General features: G+C 73.2%; 14 protein-coding genes. 5 read left to right on the top strand and 9 right to left on the bottom strand.

From position 1 onward, the window contains the following. Positions 1 to 29: 29 nt before the first annotated feature. Positions 30 to 836: a hypothetical protein gene (locus tag FIV44_RS11260; RefSeq protein WP_141004517.1), complete on the top strand. Its 807-nt coding sequence runs from the start codon at positions 30 to 32 to the stop codon at positions 834 to 836. Beyond that, positions 826 to 1,512, top strand: a complete 687-nt coding sequence (locus FIV44_RS11255) for a helix-turn-helix transcriptional regulator (protein ID WP_181411109.1) — start codon at positions 826 to 828, stop codon at positions 1,510 to 1,512. The genes FIV44_RS11260 and FIV44_RS11255 overlap by 11 nt, the downstream gene beginning before the upstream one ends. On the opposite strand, the gene FIV44_RS11250 is transcribed toward FIV44_RS11255, so the two are convergent. Continuing rightward, positions 1,513 to 2,763 carry a fatty acid desaturase family protein gene (locus FIV44_RS11250; RefSeq protein ID WP_141004515.1) on the bottom strand — a complete coding sequence of 417 codons (1,251 nt, stop codon included), beginning with the start codon at positions 2,761 to 2,763 and terminating at the stop codon, positions 1,513 to 1,515. Positions 2,764 to 2,794: 31 nt separating this feature from the next. After that, positions 2,795 to 3,940, bottom strand: coding sequence for a ferredoxin reductase (locus tag FIV44_RS11245; RefSeq protein ID WP_141004514.1), 1,146 nt, complete (start codon positions 3,938 to 3,940; stop codon positions 2,795 to 2,797). A gap of 93 nt (positions 3,941 to 4,033) precedes the next feature. Between FIV44_RS11245 and FIV44_RS11240 the strand changes: the two genes are divergently transcribed. Continuing rightward, complete coding sequence (locus FIV44_RS11240; RefSeq protein WP_141004513.1) at positions 4,034 to 5,224, top strand: PucR family transcriptional regulator; 1,191 nt, start codon at positions 4,034 to 4,036, stop codon at positions 5,222 to 5,224. After that, positions 5,221 to 6,105 carry an SGNH/GDSL hydrolase family protein gene (locus tag FIV44_RS11235; protein ID WP_141004512.1) on the top strand — a complete coding sequence of 295 codons (885 nt, stop codon included), beginning with the start codon at positions 5,221 to 5,223 and terminating at the stop codon, positions 6,103 to 6,105. The genes FIV44_RS11240 and FIV44_RS11235 overlap by 4 nt, the downstream gene beginning before the upstream one ends. A gap of 1 nt (position 6,106) precedes the next feature. Here the strand turns inward: FIV44_RS11235 and FIV44_RS30405 are convergent, their stop codons facing one another. The 7 genes from FIV44_RS30405 to FIV44_RS11200 all read right to left on the bottom strand — a co-directional run bounded on the left by FIV44_RS30405 (position 6,107) and on the right by FIV44_RS11200 (position 13,012). Beyond that, complete coding sequence (locus tag FIV44_RS30405) at positions 6,107 to 7,060, bottom strand: hypothetical protein (protein WP_181411108.1); 954 nt, start codon at positions 7,058 to 7,060, stop codon at positions 6,107 to 6,109. Positions 7,061 to 7,190: 130 nt separating this feature from the next. Further along, positions 7,191 to 7,535, bottom strand: a complete 345-nt coding sequence (locus tag FIV44_RS11225) for a PadR family transcriptional regulator (protein ID WP_141004511.1) — start codon at positions 7,533 to 7,535, stop codon at positions 7,191 to 7,193. Positions 7,536 to 7,711: 176 nt separating this feature from the next. After that, complete coding sequence (locus FIV44_RS11220) at positions 7,712 to 8,584, bottom strand: HpcH/HpaI aldolase/citrate lyase family protein (protein WP_141004510.1); 873 nt, start codon at positions 8,582 to 8,584, stop codon at positions 7,712 to 7,714. 2 nt (positions 8,585 to 8,586) lie between these two features. Then, positions 8,587 to 9,675, bottom strand: coding sequence for an HpcH/HpaI aldolase/citrate lyase family protein (locus FIV44_RS11215; protein ID WP_141004509.1), 1,089 nt, complete (start codon positions 9,673 to 9,675; stop codon positions 8,587 to 8,589). A gap of 62 nt (positions 9,676 to 9,737) precedes the next feature. Then, positions 9,738 to 10,301, bottom strand: coding sequence for a DnaJ family domain-containing protein (locus FIV44_RS11210; RefSeq protein ID WP_141004508.1), 564 nt, complete (start codon positions 10,299 to 10,301; stop codon positions 9,738 to 9,740). Positions 10,302 to 10,502: 201 nt separating this feature from the next. After that, complete coding sequence (gene phaZ / locus FIV44_RS11205; RefSeq protein WP_141004507.1) at positions 10,503 to 11,312, bottom strand: poly(3-hydroxyalkanoate) depolymerase; 810 nt, start codon at positions 11,310 to 11,312, stop codon at positions 10,503 to 10,505. A gap of 11 nt (positions 11,313 to 11,323) precedes the next feature. Then, the gene (locus FIV44_RS11200) at positions 11,324 to 13,012 is read right to left on the bottom strand and encodes a PHA/PHB synthase family protein (RefSeq protein ID WP_141004506.1); all 1,689 of its coding nucleotides are present in this window, start codon (positions 13,010 to 13,012) and stop codon (positions 11,324 to 11,326) included. A 107-nt stretch (positions 13,013 to 13,119) separates the two neighbouring features. Between FIV44_RS11200 and FIV44_RS11195 the strand changes: the two genes are divergently transcribed. Continuing rightward, positions 13,120 to 14,301 (top strand): PucR family transcriptional regulator, encoded by a 1,182-nt coding sequence (locus FIV44_RS11195; protein ID WP_141004505.1) that lies wholly within the window; start codon positions 13,120 to 13,122, stop codon positions 14,299 to 14,301. The last annotated feature ends 459 nt before the right edge of the window (positions 14,302 to 14,760 follow it).

The following is a 14,760-nucleotide window of genomic DNA, read 5'->3' as shown; positions in this document are numbered from 1 at the left end:
CCGGCACCGGGCGGGAAGGGAGACGCCTGATGCGCAGGAGGGCGCTCGTTCTCCTCGTGCTCGCCGCGGCGAGCGGCTGCGGCGTGAGCGACGGGGCGACCCTCCAGCCCCGGGCCGAGCGGACCCCCGACCTGAGCGACGTCGACCTCGGACTCGGCTTCGCCGGCGTGGTCGTCCCGGGCGACGTCGTACCCGGCGCCGCGAACGAGGGCACGGCCACCGTGAGCATCGTCGTGGCCACCGCCGGCGGGGGCCGGCTGACCTGGGCGCCGGGGCGCGACGGCGGTACGGCGATCCGGACGCCGGCGTACGCCCCCGACGGACCGGTGCCCGCCGCCGCGCTGGTGGTCTGGCCCGATCCGTCGGTCCCGGACCCGCTGGACCCGGGCACCGGCGACTTCGAGGTGAGCGTGGACTTCCGGGCCGACCCGGCGACCGCCGGGCGCCCCGGGGACGACGGCGACAACCTGGTCCAGCGCGGCCGGTTCGGGGAGCCGGCACAGCTCAAGATCCAGGTCGACCACGGCCTGCCGTCATGCCGGCTCGCCGGCACCCTCGGCGAGGCCCTGGTGAAGGCGGACGGACCCGTGGAGCCCGACCGCTGGTACCGCCTCACCTGCCTGCGGAGCGGCCCGTCGGTCCGCCTGCGGCTCGAGGACCTCGACGCCGCCGGCGCGCCGCGGGAGTGGGTCGTGGACAGCGACCCCGGCGCGATCACGTTCGCGCACATCCCCCTGTCGATCGGGGCGAAGGTGACGGCCGGTGGCCGGATCGCCACGGACTCCGTCGACCAGTTCCACGGGACGATCGACCGTGTCCTCGTCGATGTCCGTTGACGAGCCGGTGCGGCGGATCGCGCTGGTGGCCGAGCGTCGCCTGGTCGGCCAGGCGATCGCGGCCGCGCTGCGGGGACGCGGGCTGGCACCCGTGCTGTTCGACTGGCCCGAGCGGGGCGGCCGGCTCTCCTTCCGCCAGGCGCTGGCGCGCAGCGGCGCATCGGTCGGCGTCATCCTCTGCGACCTGCGCACGCCGGACCTGCTGCACGACGTGGAGATCCTTGTCAGCCGGGGTCCGCTGCGCTGGCTGGTGCTGACCGACAGCGACTTCGGGCCGCGCTGGGGGACGGTGCTCGCCGGCGGCGCGACGGGGGTGCTGCCGACCACCACGACGACCGCCGGGCTCGCGAAGGCGATCCGCGAGACGATCGCCGGCGGCTCGCCCACGCCGGAGGTGCTGCGCGAGCGCGCCATCCGCGAGTGGGAGAGCGTCGCCGAGGAGCAGCGCACCCTGGTCCGCCGGATGGAGCTGCTCACCCACCGTGAGTACGAGGTCCTCGGCTCCCTGTACGACGGCCAGTCGGTGCGCCGCATCGCCGAGCTCTCCGGCGTCGCGGAGGCCACGGTGCGCAGCCAGGTGAAGTCGCTGCGCCGCAAGCTGGGCGTGGACTCCCAGCTCGCGGCGGTGGCGATGTACCGCAGGTCGCTCGAGGTGTTCCCGCGGTCGCGGGCCTGATCAGGCGGCCTGCGCCAGCTTCCGGGACTCCAGCTTGCGGGCCTCGCGCTCCAGGCGGAGCTGGATCACCCGGCGGGTACGACGGTCCGCGGTCGCGAGCGCGTAGAGCAGCTTGAGCTGCGTGGGCAGGTTCTTCGCGTTGGTCGTCGCCAGCCAGCCGTTGGGGAAGGACAGCCGGACCACGCGGTGCCAGGCGCTGCCGACCTGCTGGGGGAGCGGCGCGGAGTGGTAGTTGAGGCCGTACTTGTCGAAGACGGCGCGCACCTTGGGGGCCACCTCGGCGTACCGGCTGCTCGGCAGGTCCGGGAACAGGTGGTGCTCGATCTGGTGCGACAGGTTGCCGGTCATGATGTGCATCAGCTTGGAGCCGGAGATGTTGGCGGAGCCGAGCATCTGCCGCAGGTACCACTCGCCGCGGGTCTCCTTCTCCGGGATCGACTTCAGCTCGAAGGTCTCCACGCCCTCGGGGAAGTGGCCGCACATGATCACCGAGTGCGACCACAGGTTGCGGATCACGTTGGCGGTGAAGTTCGCGGCCAGCGCGGGCAGGAAGGAGCCGGTCGGCGCGGCGAGGACCGGGTTGACGACGTAGTCCTTGGTGGCCTGCTTGCGGATCTTCTTCAGCGTGTTCGACAGGTTGCGCTTGAACTCCGCGCTGCGCTTCTCCTTCGGGGTGCGCAGGTTGCGGCCGAGCTCGAGGTCGTAGGCCGCGATGCCGTACTCGAAGAAGCAGGCGTTGATGAAGTTCCACAGCGGCTGGGCGAGGTACATGGGGTACCAGCGCTGCTCCTCGTCGACGCGCATGATGCCGTAGCCGAGGTCGTTGTCCTTGCCCACGATGTTCGTGTACGTGTGGTGGATCTCGTTGTGCGAGTGCTTCCAGCCCTCGGCGGTCGAGGCGTTGTCCCACTCCCAGGTGGTCGAGTGGATCTTCGGGTCGCGCATCCAGTCCCACTGGCCGTGCATGACGTTGTGCCCGATCTCCATGTTCTCGAGGATCTTGGCGACCGCGAGGCCGGCGGTGCCGAGCAGCCAGGCCGGCGGGAAGGCGCTCACCAGCAGCACGGCGCGGGAGCCGAGCTCGAGCTTGCGCTGCACGTCGACGACCTTGCGGATGTACGCCGCGTCCTGCTCGCCGCGCGCGTCGAGGACCTCCTGGCGGATCGCGTCGAGCTCGGCGCCGAGCGCCTCGACGTCCTCGGGGCTGAGGTGGGCGGTGGGGTTCTCGGACTTGTTGGTGATCGTGGTCATGGGGTGTCCTCCGTGGCTTCGGTCAGGGGGATCAGTGGTCGATGACGCAGTCGCCGGCGGCGGCGCTGATGCAGGTCTGGATCTTCACGCCGTCGGGGTGGGTCTCCCCGGGGACGGCGACGGTGAGCTCGCCGTTGCGCAGGTCGCGCACGGCGCCGGATCTCATGGGCAGCACGCAGCCCATGCAGATGCCCATCCGGCAGCCGCTCGGCATGAGGACGCCGGCGGACTCGGCGGCGTCGAGGATCGGGACGGAGCCGTCGGTCTCCACGGTGGTCGCCGCGCTGCCCGCGAAGGTGAGGGTGCCGCCCTCGGCGTCGACGTCGACGACGGTCGGGCGGAACCGCTCGGTGTGGAGCGTCAGCCGGCGCTCGTCGTAGAACTCCTCGAGCGTGTCGAGGAGGCCGGCGGGGCCGCAGGCGTACGCCGTGCGCTCGGCCAGGTCGGGGACCTCGGCCTCGAGGTCGGCGGTGGTGAGCAGCCCGTCGGTGTCGGTGTGCCGCTCGATCAGGCGCAGCCGCCCGGCGTCGGCGTGGGCGCGGAGCTCGGCGCCGAAGATGACCTCGTCGCGCTTCATGGCGGAGTGCACGAGCACGATGTCGTACGCCGCCCGGGCCGCCTCCTCGTTGCGCGAGTAGAGGTTGCGCAGCATGCCGATCACCGGCGTGATGCCCGAGCCGGCGGTGACCAGCAGCAGCCGGTGGCGGCGGCCGGACTCCGGCGGGCTCAGCACGAAGTCGCCCTCGGCCTGCGCGAGCTGGAGCATCTGGCCGGCGCGCGCCTCGCGGACGAGGTACTGCGAGACGGCGCCGTCGGGGATCGCCTTGACGGTGATCGAGATGTGGCCGTCGGGGCGGGGGCCGTGGGTCAGCGAGTAGGTGCGCCACAGGCGGACGCCGTCGACGTCGACGCCGACCCGGACGTACTGCCCGGGGATGTGGCCGGCCCAGTCCCTGCCGGGCTTGATCACCAGGGTCGCGGCGTCGGCGGTCTCCTGCTGCACCGCGACGATCCGGCCCTGGAGGCCGGTGGCGGCGCCGGGGCGCAGCGGGGCGAAGTGGTCGAGGAGGTCGTCGACGCTGAGCGGCGTGACGGCCGCGTCGAGGAGCGAGCGGAGGCCGGTGCGGAGGCGTCCGGTCCGGGCGGCCGCGGGTGGGGCGGCGGTCGTCGTACTCACACCACTAGAGTCCCAGCCGGGAGCGCTAAACTCATGACCTCAGCCGGTGAATCCGGTCCACGGTTTTGTTCGTCCGAGACAAAGAAGGCCGTAATGTCCCGTCGAGTGTTGCGCCGGCCACGTCCCGACGACGCCGTCCTGCTCCCGCGGGGCACGGTCGCGGCGATCCGGGCGGACCTCGCCACGGTCGCCGACGACGTCGTCGACCAGATCATCCGGGAGGTCCCCGCCTACGAGGACGCCTTCGGCGGGCCGATGGGCGAGACCATCCGCGGAGCCGTCCAGGTCGCCCTCGGCGGCTTCCTGTCGCTGATCAGCGACCGGCGCGGCCCCGATGCCCTCGCCCCGCGCTCCTCGGCCGTCGACGGCGCCTACCAGCTCGGCCGCGGCGAGGTCCGCAGCGGGCGCAGCACCGACGCCCTCCTGTCGGCGTACCGGATCGGGGCCCGGGTCTCCTGGCAGCACCTCGCCGCCAAGGCGGTCGAGCAGGGCATCGAGCCCGCCACGATGGCGTCCTTCGCCGAGCTGGTCTTCGCCTACATCGACGAGCTCTCCGCGGCGAGCGTCGCCGGGCACCAGGACGAGGCCGCCACCGAGGGCCGGATGCGCCAGCGGATGATGGAGCGGCTCGCCCGGCAGCTGCTGACCGGCGCGCCCGAGGCGAGCGTCCTCGCGGCCGCCGAGCGGGCGGAGTGGCCGCCGCCGACCACGCTGACCGCGGTGATCGCGCCGGAGTCCCGGGCCGGCGCGCTGCAGCAGTCGCTGCGCCGCGGGACCGTCCAGGCCAGCGACCTCCCCGAGCTCGACGGCGCCGCGCTGCTGCTCGTGCCCGACGCCGACGGCCGGCGGCGCGACGCGCTGCTGCGGGCCGTGGGCCGCCGGGACTGCCTGGTCGGGCCGGCGCGTCCGTGGCTGGACGTGCGGTCGTCGTACGACCGGGTGGTGCGGGCCCGCTCCCTCGGCCTCGCCGGCGACACCGAGGCGCACCTGCCGCGACTGGTCCTCACCGCCGACCCCACGGCGCTCGAGGACCTGCGCAGCCAGGTGCTCGCGCCCCTCGACGGGCTGCGCCCGGCCGCCGCCGCCAAGCTCCGCGAGACCCTGCGCGCGTGGCTGCTCCATCAGGGGCGCCGCGACGACGTGGCGGCGGCGCTGTTCGTGCATCCCCAGACGATCCGCTACCGGATGACCCAGGTCCGGGACCTGTACGGCGACCGGTTGGAGGACCCCGATACCGTCCTTGCCCTGACCATTGCTCTCGGGGTCGAGGAGGTGCGGGGATGACGCGTGCGGCGGGCCTGCCGGTCGTCGCCGCCCTCGCTGCGCTGCTCGCCGGGTCGCTCGCCGGCTGCTCCGACCCGCCGGAGCCGAGGATCGTCCGCAAGGAGGGGCTGCCGGCCGGCTCGACGTACGTCGCCCTCGGGGACTCCTACTCCGCCGGCCCGCGGCTGGGCCCCAGCAGCGGACCCGTCGGCTGCGAGCAGACGACCGGCAACTACCCGCACCTGCTGGCCGCGCGGCTCGGCCTCGAGCTGACCGATGTCACCTGCGGTGGGGCGACCAGCGCCCACCTCGCCGGCCCGCAGACGCCCCCGAACGGCGACCCGGTGCCGCCCCAGCTCGACGCCCTCACCGCGGACACCGACCTGGTCACGATCGGCATCGGCGGCAACGACGGCAAGGTCTTCGCGGAGCTCGTCACGACCTGCGTCGGCCTCGCGGTCGAGGACCGGCGCGGCGCCCCCTGCACCGCCGAGGACGCGGAGTTCCGGGCCAAGGTCGAGCGGCAGCTCGGCAAGCTGCCCAGCCGGATGATCGAGGCCGTCGAGGCCGTCCGCGAGCGCGCGCCCGACGCCACGGTCCTGGTCGTCGGCTACCCCCACGTCTTCCCGGCCTCCGGCACCTGCGACCTGCTGCCGCTCGCCCGCGGCGACTACCCCTACGGCCGTGACCTGGTCAGCCGGATCAACGACGGGCTGTCCGCCGCCGCCGAGCAGACCGGGGTCGGGTACGTCGACGTCTGGGCCGCCACGGAGGGCCACGACATCTGCTCGGCCGACCCGTGGATCGCGGGGCTGATCCCCGAGCGGGCGGCGCTGGAGTACCACCCGTACGCCGAGGAGCAGAAGGTCGTCGCCGACCTGCTCGCCGCCGCGCTGCGCTGAGCTACTCGGCCGGCGTCACCGGCTCCACCGGCGTCACCGGCTCCACCGGCGTCACCGGCTCGGCCGGTGCCGGCCAGGCGGGGGTGACGGGCGGAAGCGTCGCCAGCGGGAACGCCGGTGCCTGGGCGCCGGCCGCGCGCTCGGGCGTGCAGCGCCCACCCGAGGCGAGCTCGAGCCGCGCGAACGGGAAGGCGTTGCGGACCGGGGCGTCGCCGTTGCGGGCGGGGCAGGCGACGATCGGCGTACCGGTTCGGTCGTCCCACTGGATGGCGTCAGCGAGCGGGATGTCGAGGGGCCGGCCGTCCTGGTCGACGAGCTGGACCAGCGGGATCGGCCGGCCGGCGTCGTCGTAGGCGAAGATGTCGGTCACCAGGTTGCCGTGGTTGAGCAGGCCCTGGCGGGTGGCGTCGTCCCAGCCCTGCGCGTAGCCGTCGTCGCCGAACTGGTCGTAGCTGAGGTACGCCGGCCACGGCACACTCCACGTCAGGGGCAGCAGCGCGGCGGCGGTGTTGGCGGCCAGCAGGATCGCTCGCCCGGCGACCGGGCGGTCCGGTCCGGAGCCGGGCCACAGACGGCCGGTGCCGATGAGCACGCTGAGCACGACCGCCACGAGGAGCAGGAGCGCGCCGAGGCCCGGCACGACGAGTGTCGGGATCACGCTGACCGCCTCCCAGCCGCCCGCGACCACGTCGACCAGCGTGACCGCGACCCAGGCCCGGGCCACCCACCACACCGGGCGCAGCGTCACGAGCAGGTCCCACGCGGGGCGGATCCGCGGATCGGTCGCCCGGTCGAGGAAGAGCGCCCGGCCGCGGTCGAGGGCGTCGCCCGGCGTCCGGGGCCAGCCGCTGGTGTCGATCCGGCGGCGCCGGCGGACCCGCTCGGGCAGTCCCGCGGCCGCGCGCAGCTCGGCGGCGTACGCCGCGGGGTCGGCCAGCGGTGTGCCATCGGCCAACTGGTCGGCGAGATCCGCCTCGAGCCCGCCGAGCAGGTCGTCGCGGGTCTCCTCGTCGAGATCGGCCAGGTGCCGTCGTACCTCCTCGACGAAGGCGGTGACCTCGGGCGGGCCAGCGTGTGGTCGGTGCTCATGCCGAGGCTCCTGTCGGGCGCTGCTGCGGGGGAAGGAGGGAGGTGACGGTGCCGGCGAAGGAGGTCCACTCCTTGGCCTGCTGCGCGAGCTGGTCGCGGCCCGCGGGGGTGATGCCGTAGTACTTGCGGTGCGGGCCCTCGTCGGACGGCACGACGTACGACGTCAGCGCGCCCGCGGCGTAGAGCCGGCGCAGCGTCCCGTAGACCGACGCGTCCCCGACCTCGGCGAGCCCGCCGGCGCGCAGCCGGCGCAGCACGTCGTACCCGTAGCCGTCCTCGCGTTCGACCACCGCGAGGACGGCGAGGTCGAGCACGCCGCGGAGGAGCTGGGTGGTGTCCATGCGCCGCACACTACTACGGCTCGCGGAATAGCTCGGCGCGCCCAACCGCCCCAGCGCGGCGCGACCCGGCGCAAACTGACCTGAAAAACGCCCTGACCCGGCGCAAACTGACCTCACGCAAGGTCAGTTTGCGCCGGGTCGGTGAGATTCCCGGGTCGGTTTGCGCCGGGTCGGTGCTACTGGAGGGCCTGGATCGCGTCGTGGATCGCGAGCGTGCGCTCGGCGGACTCGACGTGGAGGCTCTCCACCATCTTGCCGTTGTACGTGACCACGCCGGCACCGCTCGATTCCCGCGCGTCCTCCCACGCCTGGATCAGGCCGCGGGCGTCCTCGACGGCCTGCTCGCCGGGGGCGAACCCGGCGTTCGCGCCCTCGACCTGGCCGGGGTGGATGAGCGTCTTGCCGTCGAAGCCCATCTGGCGGCCCTGCTCGACCTCGGCCAGGAAGCCGTCGATGTCCTTCACGTCGTTGTAGACGCCGTCGATGATCACGATGCCGGCCGCGCGGGCGGCGAGCAGCGCCAGGCCGAGGCCGGTGATCACGGGCTGGCGGCCGGGGACGTGCTCGGCGTACAGCTCCTTGACGAGGTCGTTGGTGCCCATCACGAAGCCGGTCAGCCGCTCCGACGCGGTGGCGATGGAGAGCGCGTTGAGCATGCCGATCGGGGTCTCGACCATCGCCCACAGGGTGGTCTTCGCGGGCGCGCCGGCGGCGGCGAGCGCGTCGGTGAGCTGGAGGACCTCCTCGGCGGAGTTCACCTTCGGCACCAGGACGACGTCGGGCCCGGCCGCCGCGGCGGCCTCGATGTCGTCGTCGTGCCACTCGGTGCCGATGCCGTTGACGCGGATGATCAGGTGGCGGCCGCCGTATTCGCCGGACCGGACGGCCGCGGCGGCCGCCTCGCGGGCGGCGGGCTTGGCGTCGGGGGCGACGGCGTCCTCGAGGTCGAAGATGATCGCGTCGGCGGGCAGCGTCTTCGCCTTCTCCAGCGCCCGCTCGTTGGAGCTGGGCATGTAGAGGACGGAGCGCAGCGGCTTGAACTCGGTCATGGTCAGGCCTCCGGGGTCTCGATGGCGTCGTACGTCGCCTTCAGCACGGGATCGATCGCGGCCAGCTCCTCGGCCAGCTCGACCAGGACCAGGCACTGCTTGAGGGAGGCGTCGTCCTCCATCTTGCCGTCGATCATGACGGCGCCGGTGCCGTCGCCCATCGCGGCGACGACGCGGCGCGCGTGGGCGATGTCCTCGACGCTGGGGGAGAAGACCCGGTTGGCGATCTCGATCTGGACCGGGTGCAGCGACCAGGCGCCGACGCAGCCGAGCAGGAAGGCGTTGCGGAACTGGTCCTCGCAGGCGACGGTGTCCTTGATGTCGCCGAACGGGCCCCAGTACGGGTAGACCCCGTGGGTCGCGCAGGCGTCGACCATCTTGGCCATCGTGTAGTGCCACAGGTCCTGCTGGAACCGGAACCGGTCGGCGTCGTACAGATAGCCGCCGTCGGCGTCGCGCGGCGCGTCCTCGCGGACCAGGTATCCCGGGTGGCCGCCGCCGACCCGGGTGGTCTTCATCTTCCGGTCGGCCGCGAGGTCGGCCGGGCCGAGGGAGAGGCCCTGCATGCGCGGCGAGGCGCCGCAGATCTCCTCGACGTTGGCGACGCCGCGCGCGGTCTCGAGGATCGCGTGGACGAGGATCGGCCGGGTGATGCCGGCCTTGGCCTCGAGCTGGGCGAGGATCCGGTCGACGTAGTGGATGTCCTCGGCGCCCTGCACCTTCGGCACCATGATCACGTCGAGCTTCTCGCCGATCGCGGGCACCAGCGTGGTGAGGTCGTCGAGCACCCAGGGGCTGTCGAGCGCGTTGATCCGGGTCCACAGCTGGGTCGGCCCGAAGTCCGTGTCCTGCGCGATGCGCACGAGGCCCTCACGGGCGGCGACCTTGTTGTCGGCCTTGACGGCGTCCTCGAGGTTGCCCAGGAGTACGTCGACGGTGCCGACCATCGCCGGGATCTTCGCGGCCATCTTCTCGTTGCTGGGATCGAAGAAGTGGATCGCGCGGCTGGGCCGGGCGGGGATCTCGCGCAGCGGCTGCGGCGCCCCCACGGCCAGCGGTCGGAAGAAGTCCTTGGCGCTCTTGTGACTCACGTTCCGACAACCTACCGGCGAGTCACGCCGCGCGGGTATGACGGATGTCTCGCGAGACGCGCCTATCGCCGGCGGCGCCACCACCGGCCGCGCCGGCGCTCGGGTTCCGCGGTCGCGGCGGTCGTACGACGCCGGGCGGCCCGACGCTCCCGCCAGGCCGCGAGCGTCTCGTCGACGTCGCGCGGCATGGTGACCAGCGGCGGGCCGTCGACGGGGGTGTAACGGGCGCGGACGACCCGGGCGTTGAAGTCCTCGACGAAGGCCCGCGCCTCGCGCTCGGAGCCCAGCGCGTCGATGGCGGCGTCGAGCTCGGCGTCGTCCTTGCGGAGCTGGAGCGCTGCGGGCAGGACGGTGATCCGCTCGCGTTCGACCAGGCGCTTGACCCACCAGTCGGGGTCGTGGGTGCCGCCGAGGTCGGCGATCGGCTTGCCGGCGCCGGGCAGGTCGTCGAAGTCGCCGCGCTCCATCGCCTGGCGCACCTGGAGGTCGACCCAGGTCTGCTGCTGCTCGATCCGGGCCCGGGCGGCGGCTCGGCTCGGCGTACGGTCGCGGACCGGGTGCTCCGGCGCGTCCGTCTCGTGCTCGTAGGCCGGGCGGCCGTGGGGCCAGTCCTCGCTCTCGGGCATCGCGCTCACCTCGGGGTCAGCGTACGCCCGCTGCTGTAACACGTTGTTCGCCGCTGTTCGGTGCGCGTGACAGCTGTAGCAGCCCCGTGCAGGGCATGGTGCGCGACGTCTCGCGGCGGGTAGGTGGGCGAACGACGTGTTACATCCGGCAACGGTCGGCAACAGCAGCGAACCACGTGTTACAGCGCGACCGGCACCACCTCACCCCCGCAGGAAGTCCGCGATCAGCGGGGCCAGCACATCGGCGCTGGTGACCAGGCCGAGGTGACCGTCGCGATAGACGTGCAGCCGGGCGTGGGGGATCAGCCGCGCCATGATCCGCGCGTTGACGAGCGGGATGATCGGGTCGTCGTCGCCGGCGAGGATCAGGGTGGGCTGCCGGAGGAACGGCAGGGCGGGGAGGCTGGACCAGCCGGCGCCGGCGAGCAGCTGCAGGAGGTAGCCGCGGCGCGAGCCGACGCGGGAGTGGGCGTGCATGAGACGGCGTACGTCGTCGGGTCGGTCGCGCATCTGCCCGCCGTACAGCTCCGCGGCGACCTGGACGGCGTAGTCGGCGTCGCGGTACCGCTGCGGCGTCACCATCTTGCGCAGCACCCGCGGCGGCGCCGGCACCATCAGCGATCCGGTGGCGGTGCTGACCAGGACCAGGCTGCGGCAGCGGCGCGGCTGCTGGAGGGCGAGCTGCTGCGCGAGCCCGCCGCCCCACGAGATGCCGAGCACGTCGTACGACGCGAATCCCAGCGCGGTCATCATCCTCCCCACGCCGTGGGCGAGCAGCGGGAAGTTGTAGGGCACGCGGGGGTCGGGGGAGCCGCCGACGCCGGGTACGTCGAAGCGGACCACCCCGATCCGCGGGTCGAGCGCCTCGACGAACGGCTGGAGCAGGTCCAGGCTGGCGCCGATGCCGTTGCACAGCAGCAGCGGCGGGCCGGCGTCCGTGCCGGGGCGGACGGCGACCCGGATCGAGTGGCCGAGGACGGTGAGCTGGCGCAGCTCCAACCCGGGCTTCAACGCAGGTGACCTCACTTGTCGAAGACGTAGGTGCCGGGGGCCTCGGCCAGTGGCTGGAGCCGGGCGGAGCCCAGCTCCTCCGGCGCGGGCCGGAGGTCGCCGCAGCGGCGGTCCAGCCAGGCCGCGACGTCGGTCCACCAGCTGCCCTCGGTGACGGTGGCGTCCTTCAGCCAGGCCTGGGCGTCGGAGGAGTGGTCGTCGTTGGTCCGGAAGCTCGCCTTCCGGTTCGTCGGCGGGTTCACCAGGGCCGCGATGTGGCCGCTGGTCGAGAGCACGAACCGGCTCGGGCCGCCGAGGAGCTGGGTGGTGCGGTAGCAGTTCTCCCAGGGCGTGATGTGGTCGGCGATGCCGGCGGCGATGTAGTTGTCCACCGTGACGCTGCCGAGATCGATCGGCACCCCCATCACCTTGAGCGCACCCGGGCGGGTCAGGGAGTTGTCCATCGCGAGGTCGACGAAGTCGGCGTGCAGGCCGGCCGTCATCCGGGTGGTGTCGGCGTTCCAGAACAGGATGTCGAAGGCGGGCGGCCGCTTGCCGAGCAGGTAGTTGTTGACCCAGTAGTTCCAGATCAGGTCGCTGGGCCGCAGCCACGCGAACACCTCCGCCAGCGACCGGCCGTCCAGATAGCCCTTGCGGGCGGACCTCGCCTTGGCCGCCTGCGCCAGCCGCGGGTCGGTGAGCGCGGACACGGTCCCCGCGCCCGCGTTGTCGATCACGGTGACGGCGAGGCAGACCGCGGCGATCCGGTCCAGGCGGCCGATGCCGGCGAGGTACGCCGCGGTGATGCTGGCCAGGATGCCGCCCGAGCAGATCCCGCCGAGCACGGTCCGCTCGCTGCCGGTGATCTCCTCGACCGCGCCCAGCGCGTCGAGGATCGCCCGGACGTAGGTCTCGATGTTCCACGCGGCGTGCCGGGCGTCGGGGTTGCGCCACGAGATGGCGAACATCTGCCGGTGGCTCTGGACGCTGAACTCCATCAGGCTGCGCCCGGGCGCGAGGTCGATCGCATAGAACTTGTTGATCGTCGGCGGCACCAGCAGCACCGGCACCTCGTAGACCTCGTCGCACTGCGGCCGGTACTGGATCAGCTCGAGCAGGTCGTTGCGGAAGACCACCGCCCCGGGCGTGGCCGCGATGTTCTCGCCGAGCTCGAACCCGCTGGTGTCGACCATCTCGGGCACCCGCGGCGCGGACGCGAGATCCCTGACCAGGCTGCCGGCGCCGCGCACCAGGCTCAGCCCGGCGGTGTCGATGACGGCCTTCGCGGAGGCGGGGTTGACCAGCGGGACGTTGCTGGGTGACACCGCCTCGACCACGTTCTCCACCAGGAAGCGCACCCGCTTGCGGTCCCGCGGGTCCAGGTCCGCCTCCGCGTCGGCGACCAGCTCGTCGGCGGTCCGGGCACCCGCCAGGTAGAGCTGGACGAGACGGTGGAGCAGGGGGTTCTCCGACCACCCGGCGTCGACGAACCGGCGGTCGCCGCGCGCCGGCTCGACGTCGGAGGCGCCGGCCACGATCCGGGCGGCCTCGGCGGCCAGGTCGCCCAGGCGGCGTCCGGTCGCGCGGGGACGCCGCGCCATCGAGATCGCCCAGCGCGCGGTGGAGGAGTCGGGGACGAAGCGGCGCAGCGGTCCGAGCGCCGCGTCGACCATCAGGACATCGAGGGGGGCGGCGGCGTCGGCCAGGTGCGTGGTGCTCATGACATCCAAGATCCCCTGCCGAGGCGGTCCCGCGCTTCGGCCGTCGGCACCGACTTTCCGGGCGATCGTGTGTGCTCATGCACAACGGACGTCCTACTGTCAGTGCTGTGGACGGACCGGACGTGAACCCCGAGGTGCGCAAGCTCAGTGCGCGGCTGCTGCCCGAGTCCGCCGCGCTCGGTGCGGCCATGGCCGAGCGGATCCGCTCCGAGATCCCCGTGTACGACGCCGGGGAGGCCGTGACGCACGACGAGCTGGTCGCCTCGTGCACGGTCAACACCCGCTACATCCTCGGGAACCTCGCGGGCGACGTCGCCGCCGGAGACACCCCCACCGAGACCGGCACGACCCGGGCCGAGCAGGGCGTGCCCTACGCCGTGGTGCTGCAGGCCTTCCGGGTCGGCGCCCGCTTCATCTGGGAGGTGCTCGTCGACCGGGCCGACCCCGAGGACCGTGACCTGCTGCTGCTCGCCGCCGCCGACATCTGGGCGGTCAGCGACCAGCTCGCCGCCGACGTCACCGACGCCTACCGGCGCGCCCTGGCCGACCGCGCGCGCCGTGACGGGCAGATGCGGGCCGTCCTGGTCGGCTCGCTGCTCGACGGCGACGCCGACGCCACGACGTACGTCGGGGAGACCGCCGGCATGCTCGACCTCGGGCGCGCCACGGAGTACGTCGTCGTGTCGGCCGAGTCGCCGTCGCCGGGCAGCGAGGGCCTCCCCGACGTCGAGCGGGTGCTGCGTCGCAGCAACGTCCGCTCGGCCTGGCGGCTCGACCACGACCACCAGGAGGGCGTCGTCGCCCTCCGGCGCGGCTTCGGCGCCGACCACCTGGCCGAGGCGCTGGACGGCCTGGCGCGGGCGCGGGTCGGCATCAGCAGCGTGGTCGCCCGCCTCGACGAGATCCAGGAGGCGCGACGCCAGGCGCGGGTCGCCTGCGCCGCGGTCTCACCCGGCGCCGCGATGGTCGGTCGCTTCGGCTCCGACCCGCTCGCCGTACTCCTCGCCGGGAGCCCCGACCAGGCCCGGGTGCTCGTGGACGCCGTCCTGGCCCCGGTGCTCGCGCTGCCGGAGGACGACCGGGCCGTCGTGTTCGCGACCGCCCGCGCCTGGCTGGCCGCCGGCGGCTCCACCTCCACCGCCGCCCGGGAGCTGCACGTCCACCGCAACACCGTGCGCTACCGCATCCGCCGGCTCGAGGAGATCACCGGCCGCGACCTCGCCCGACCGGTCGACGCCGCCGAGCTGTACGTCGCGCTGGAGTGCGTGCGGATCCTCGGCCTGGGCTGACCGACCCGGACAGGGGAGAGCGGCGTCAGCGGCGGATCTTGATCTTCCGGGTGCTGCCGTGCGCGGTCACGACCGCCTTGGTGACGGCCTTCTTGCGCAGCACCTTGCGGCCCGGCTTGGTCGTCTTCACGGTGATGGTCTTCTTCCTGCCGGGCTTGACGGCGTACGACTTCGGCTTGGTGACGGTCGTGCCCTTCACCGCCACCGTCACGACGCCGGTGCACCTCCCGCCGGACTTGACGCAGGTGAGCGTGATCCGGATCCGTTTGCCCTGGAGCTTCGCCGCGCCCTTGGGCTTGACGATCTTCGCCTTCCCCGTGCCGGTGGCGGCGACCGCGGGGGCGAAGGTGACGACGACATTGCTCGCCGAGGCGTCGGTCGTGAGCACGTGCACCTGGCCGCCGGGGTCCACGTCGACGTCCCGGGGGCCGAAGATCTTGAAGGGCGGGTTCCCGAAGG

The organism is Nocardioides humi (assembly GCF_006494775.1).
Taxonomy (GTDB): Bacteria; Actinomycetota; Actinomycetes; order Propionibacteriales; family Nocardioidaceae; genus Nocardioides; species Nocardioides humi.
Note: the sequence above shows the minus strand (reverse complement) of the source record. Positions and strands in the feature narration are given on the sequence as shown.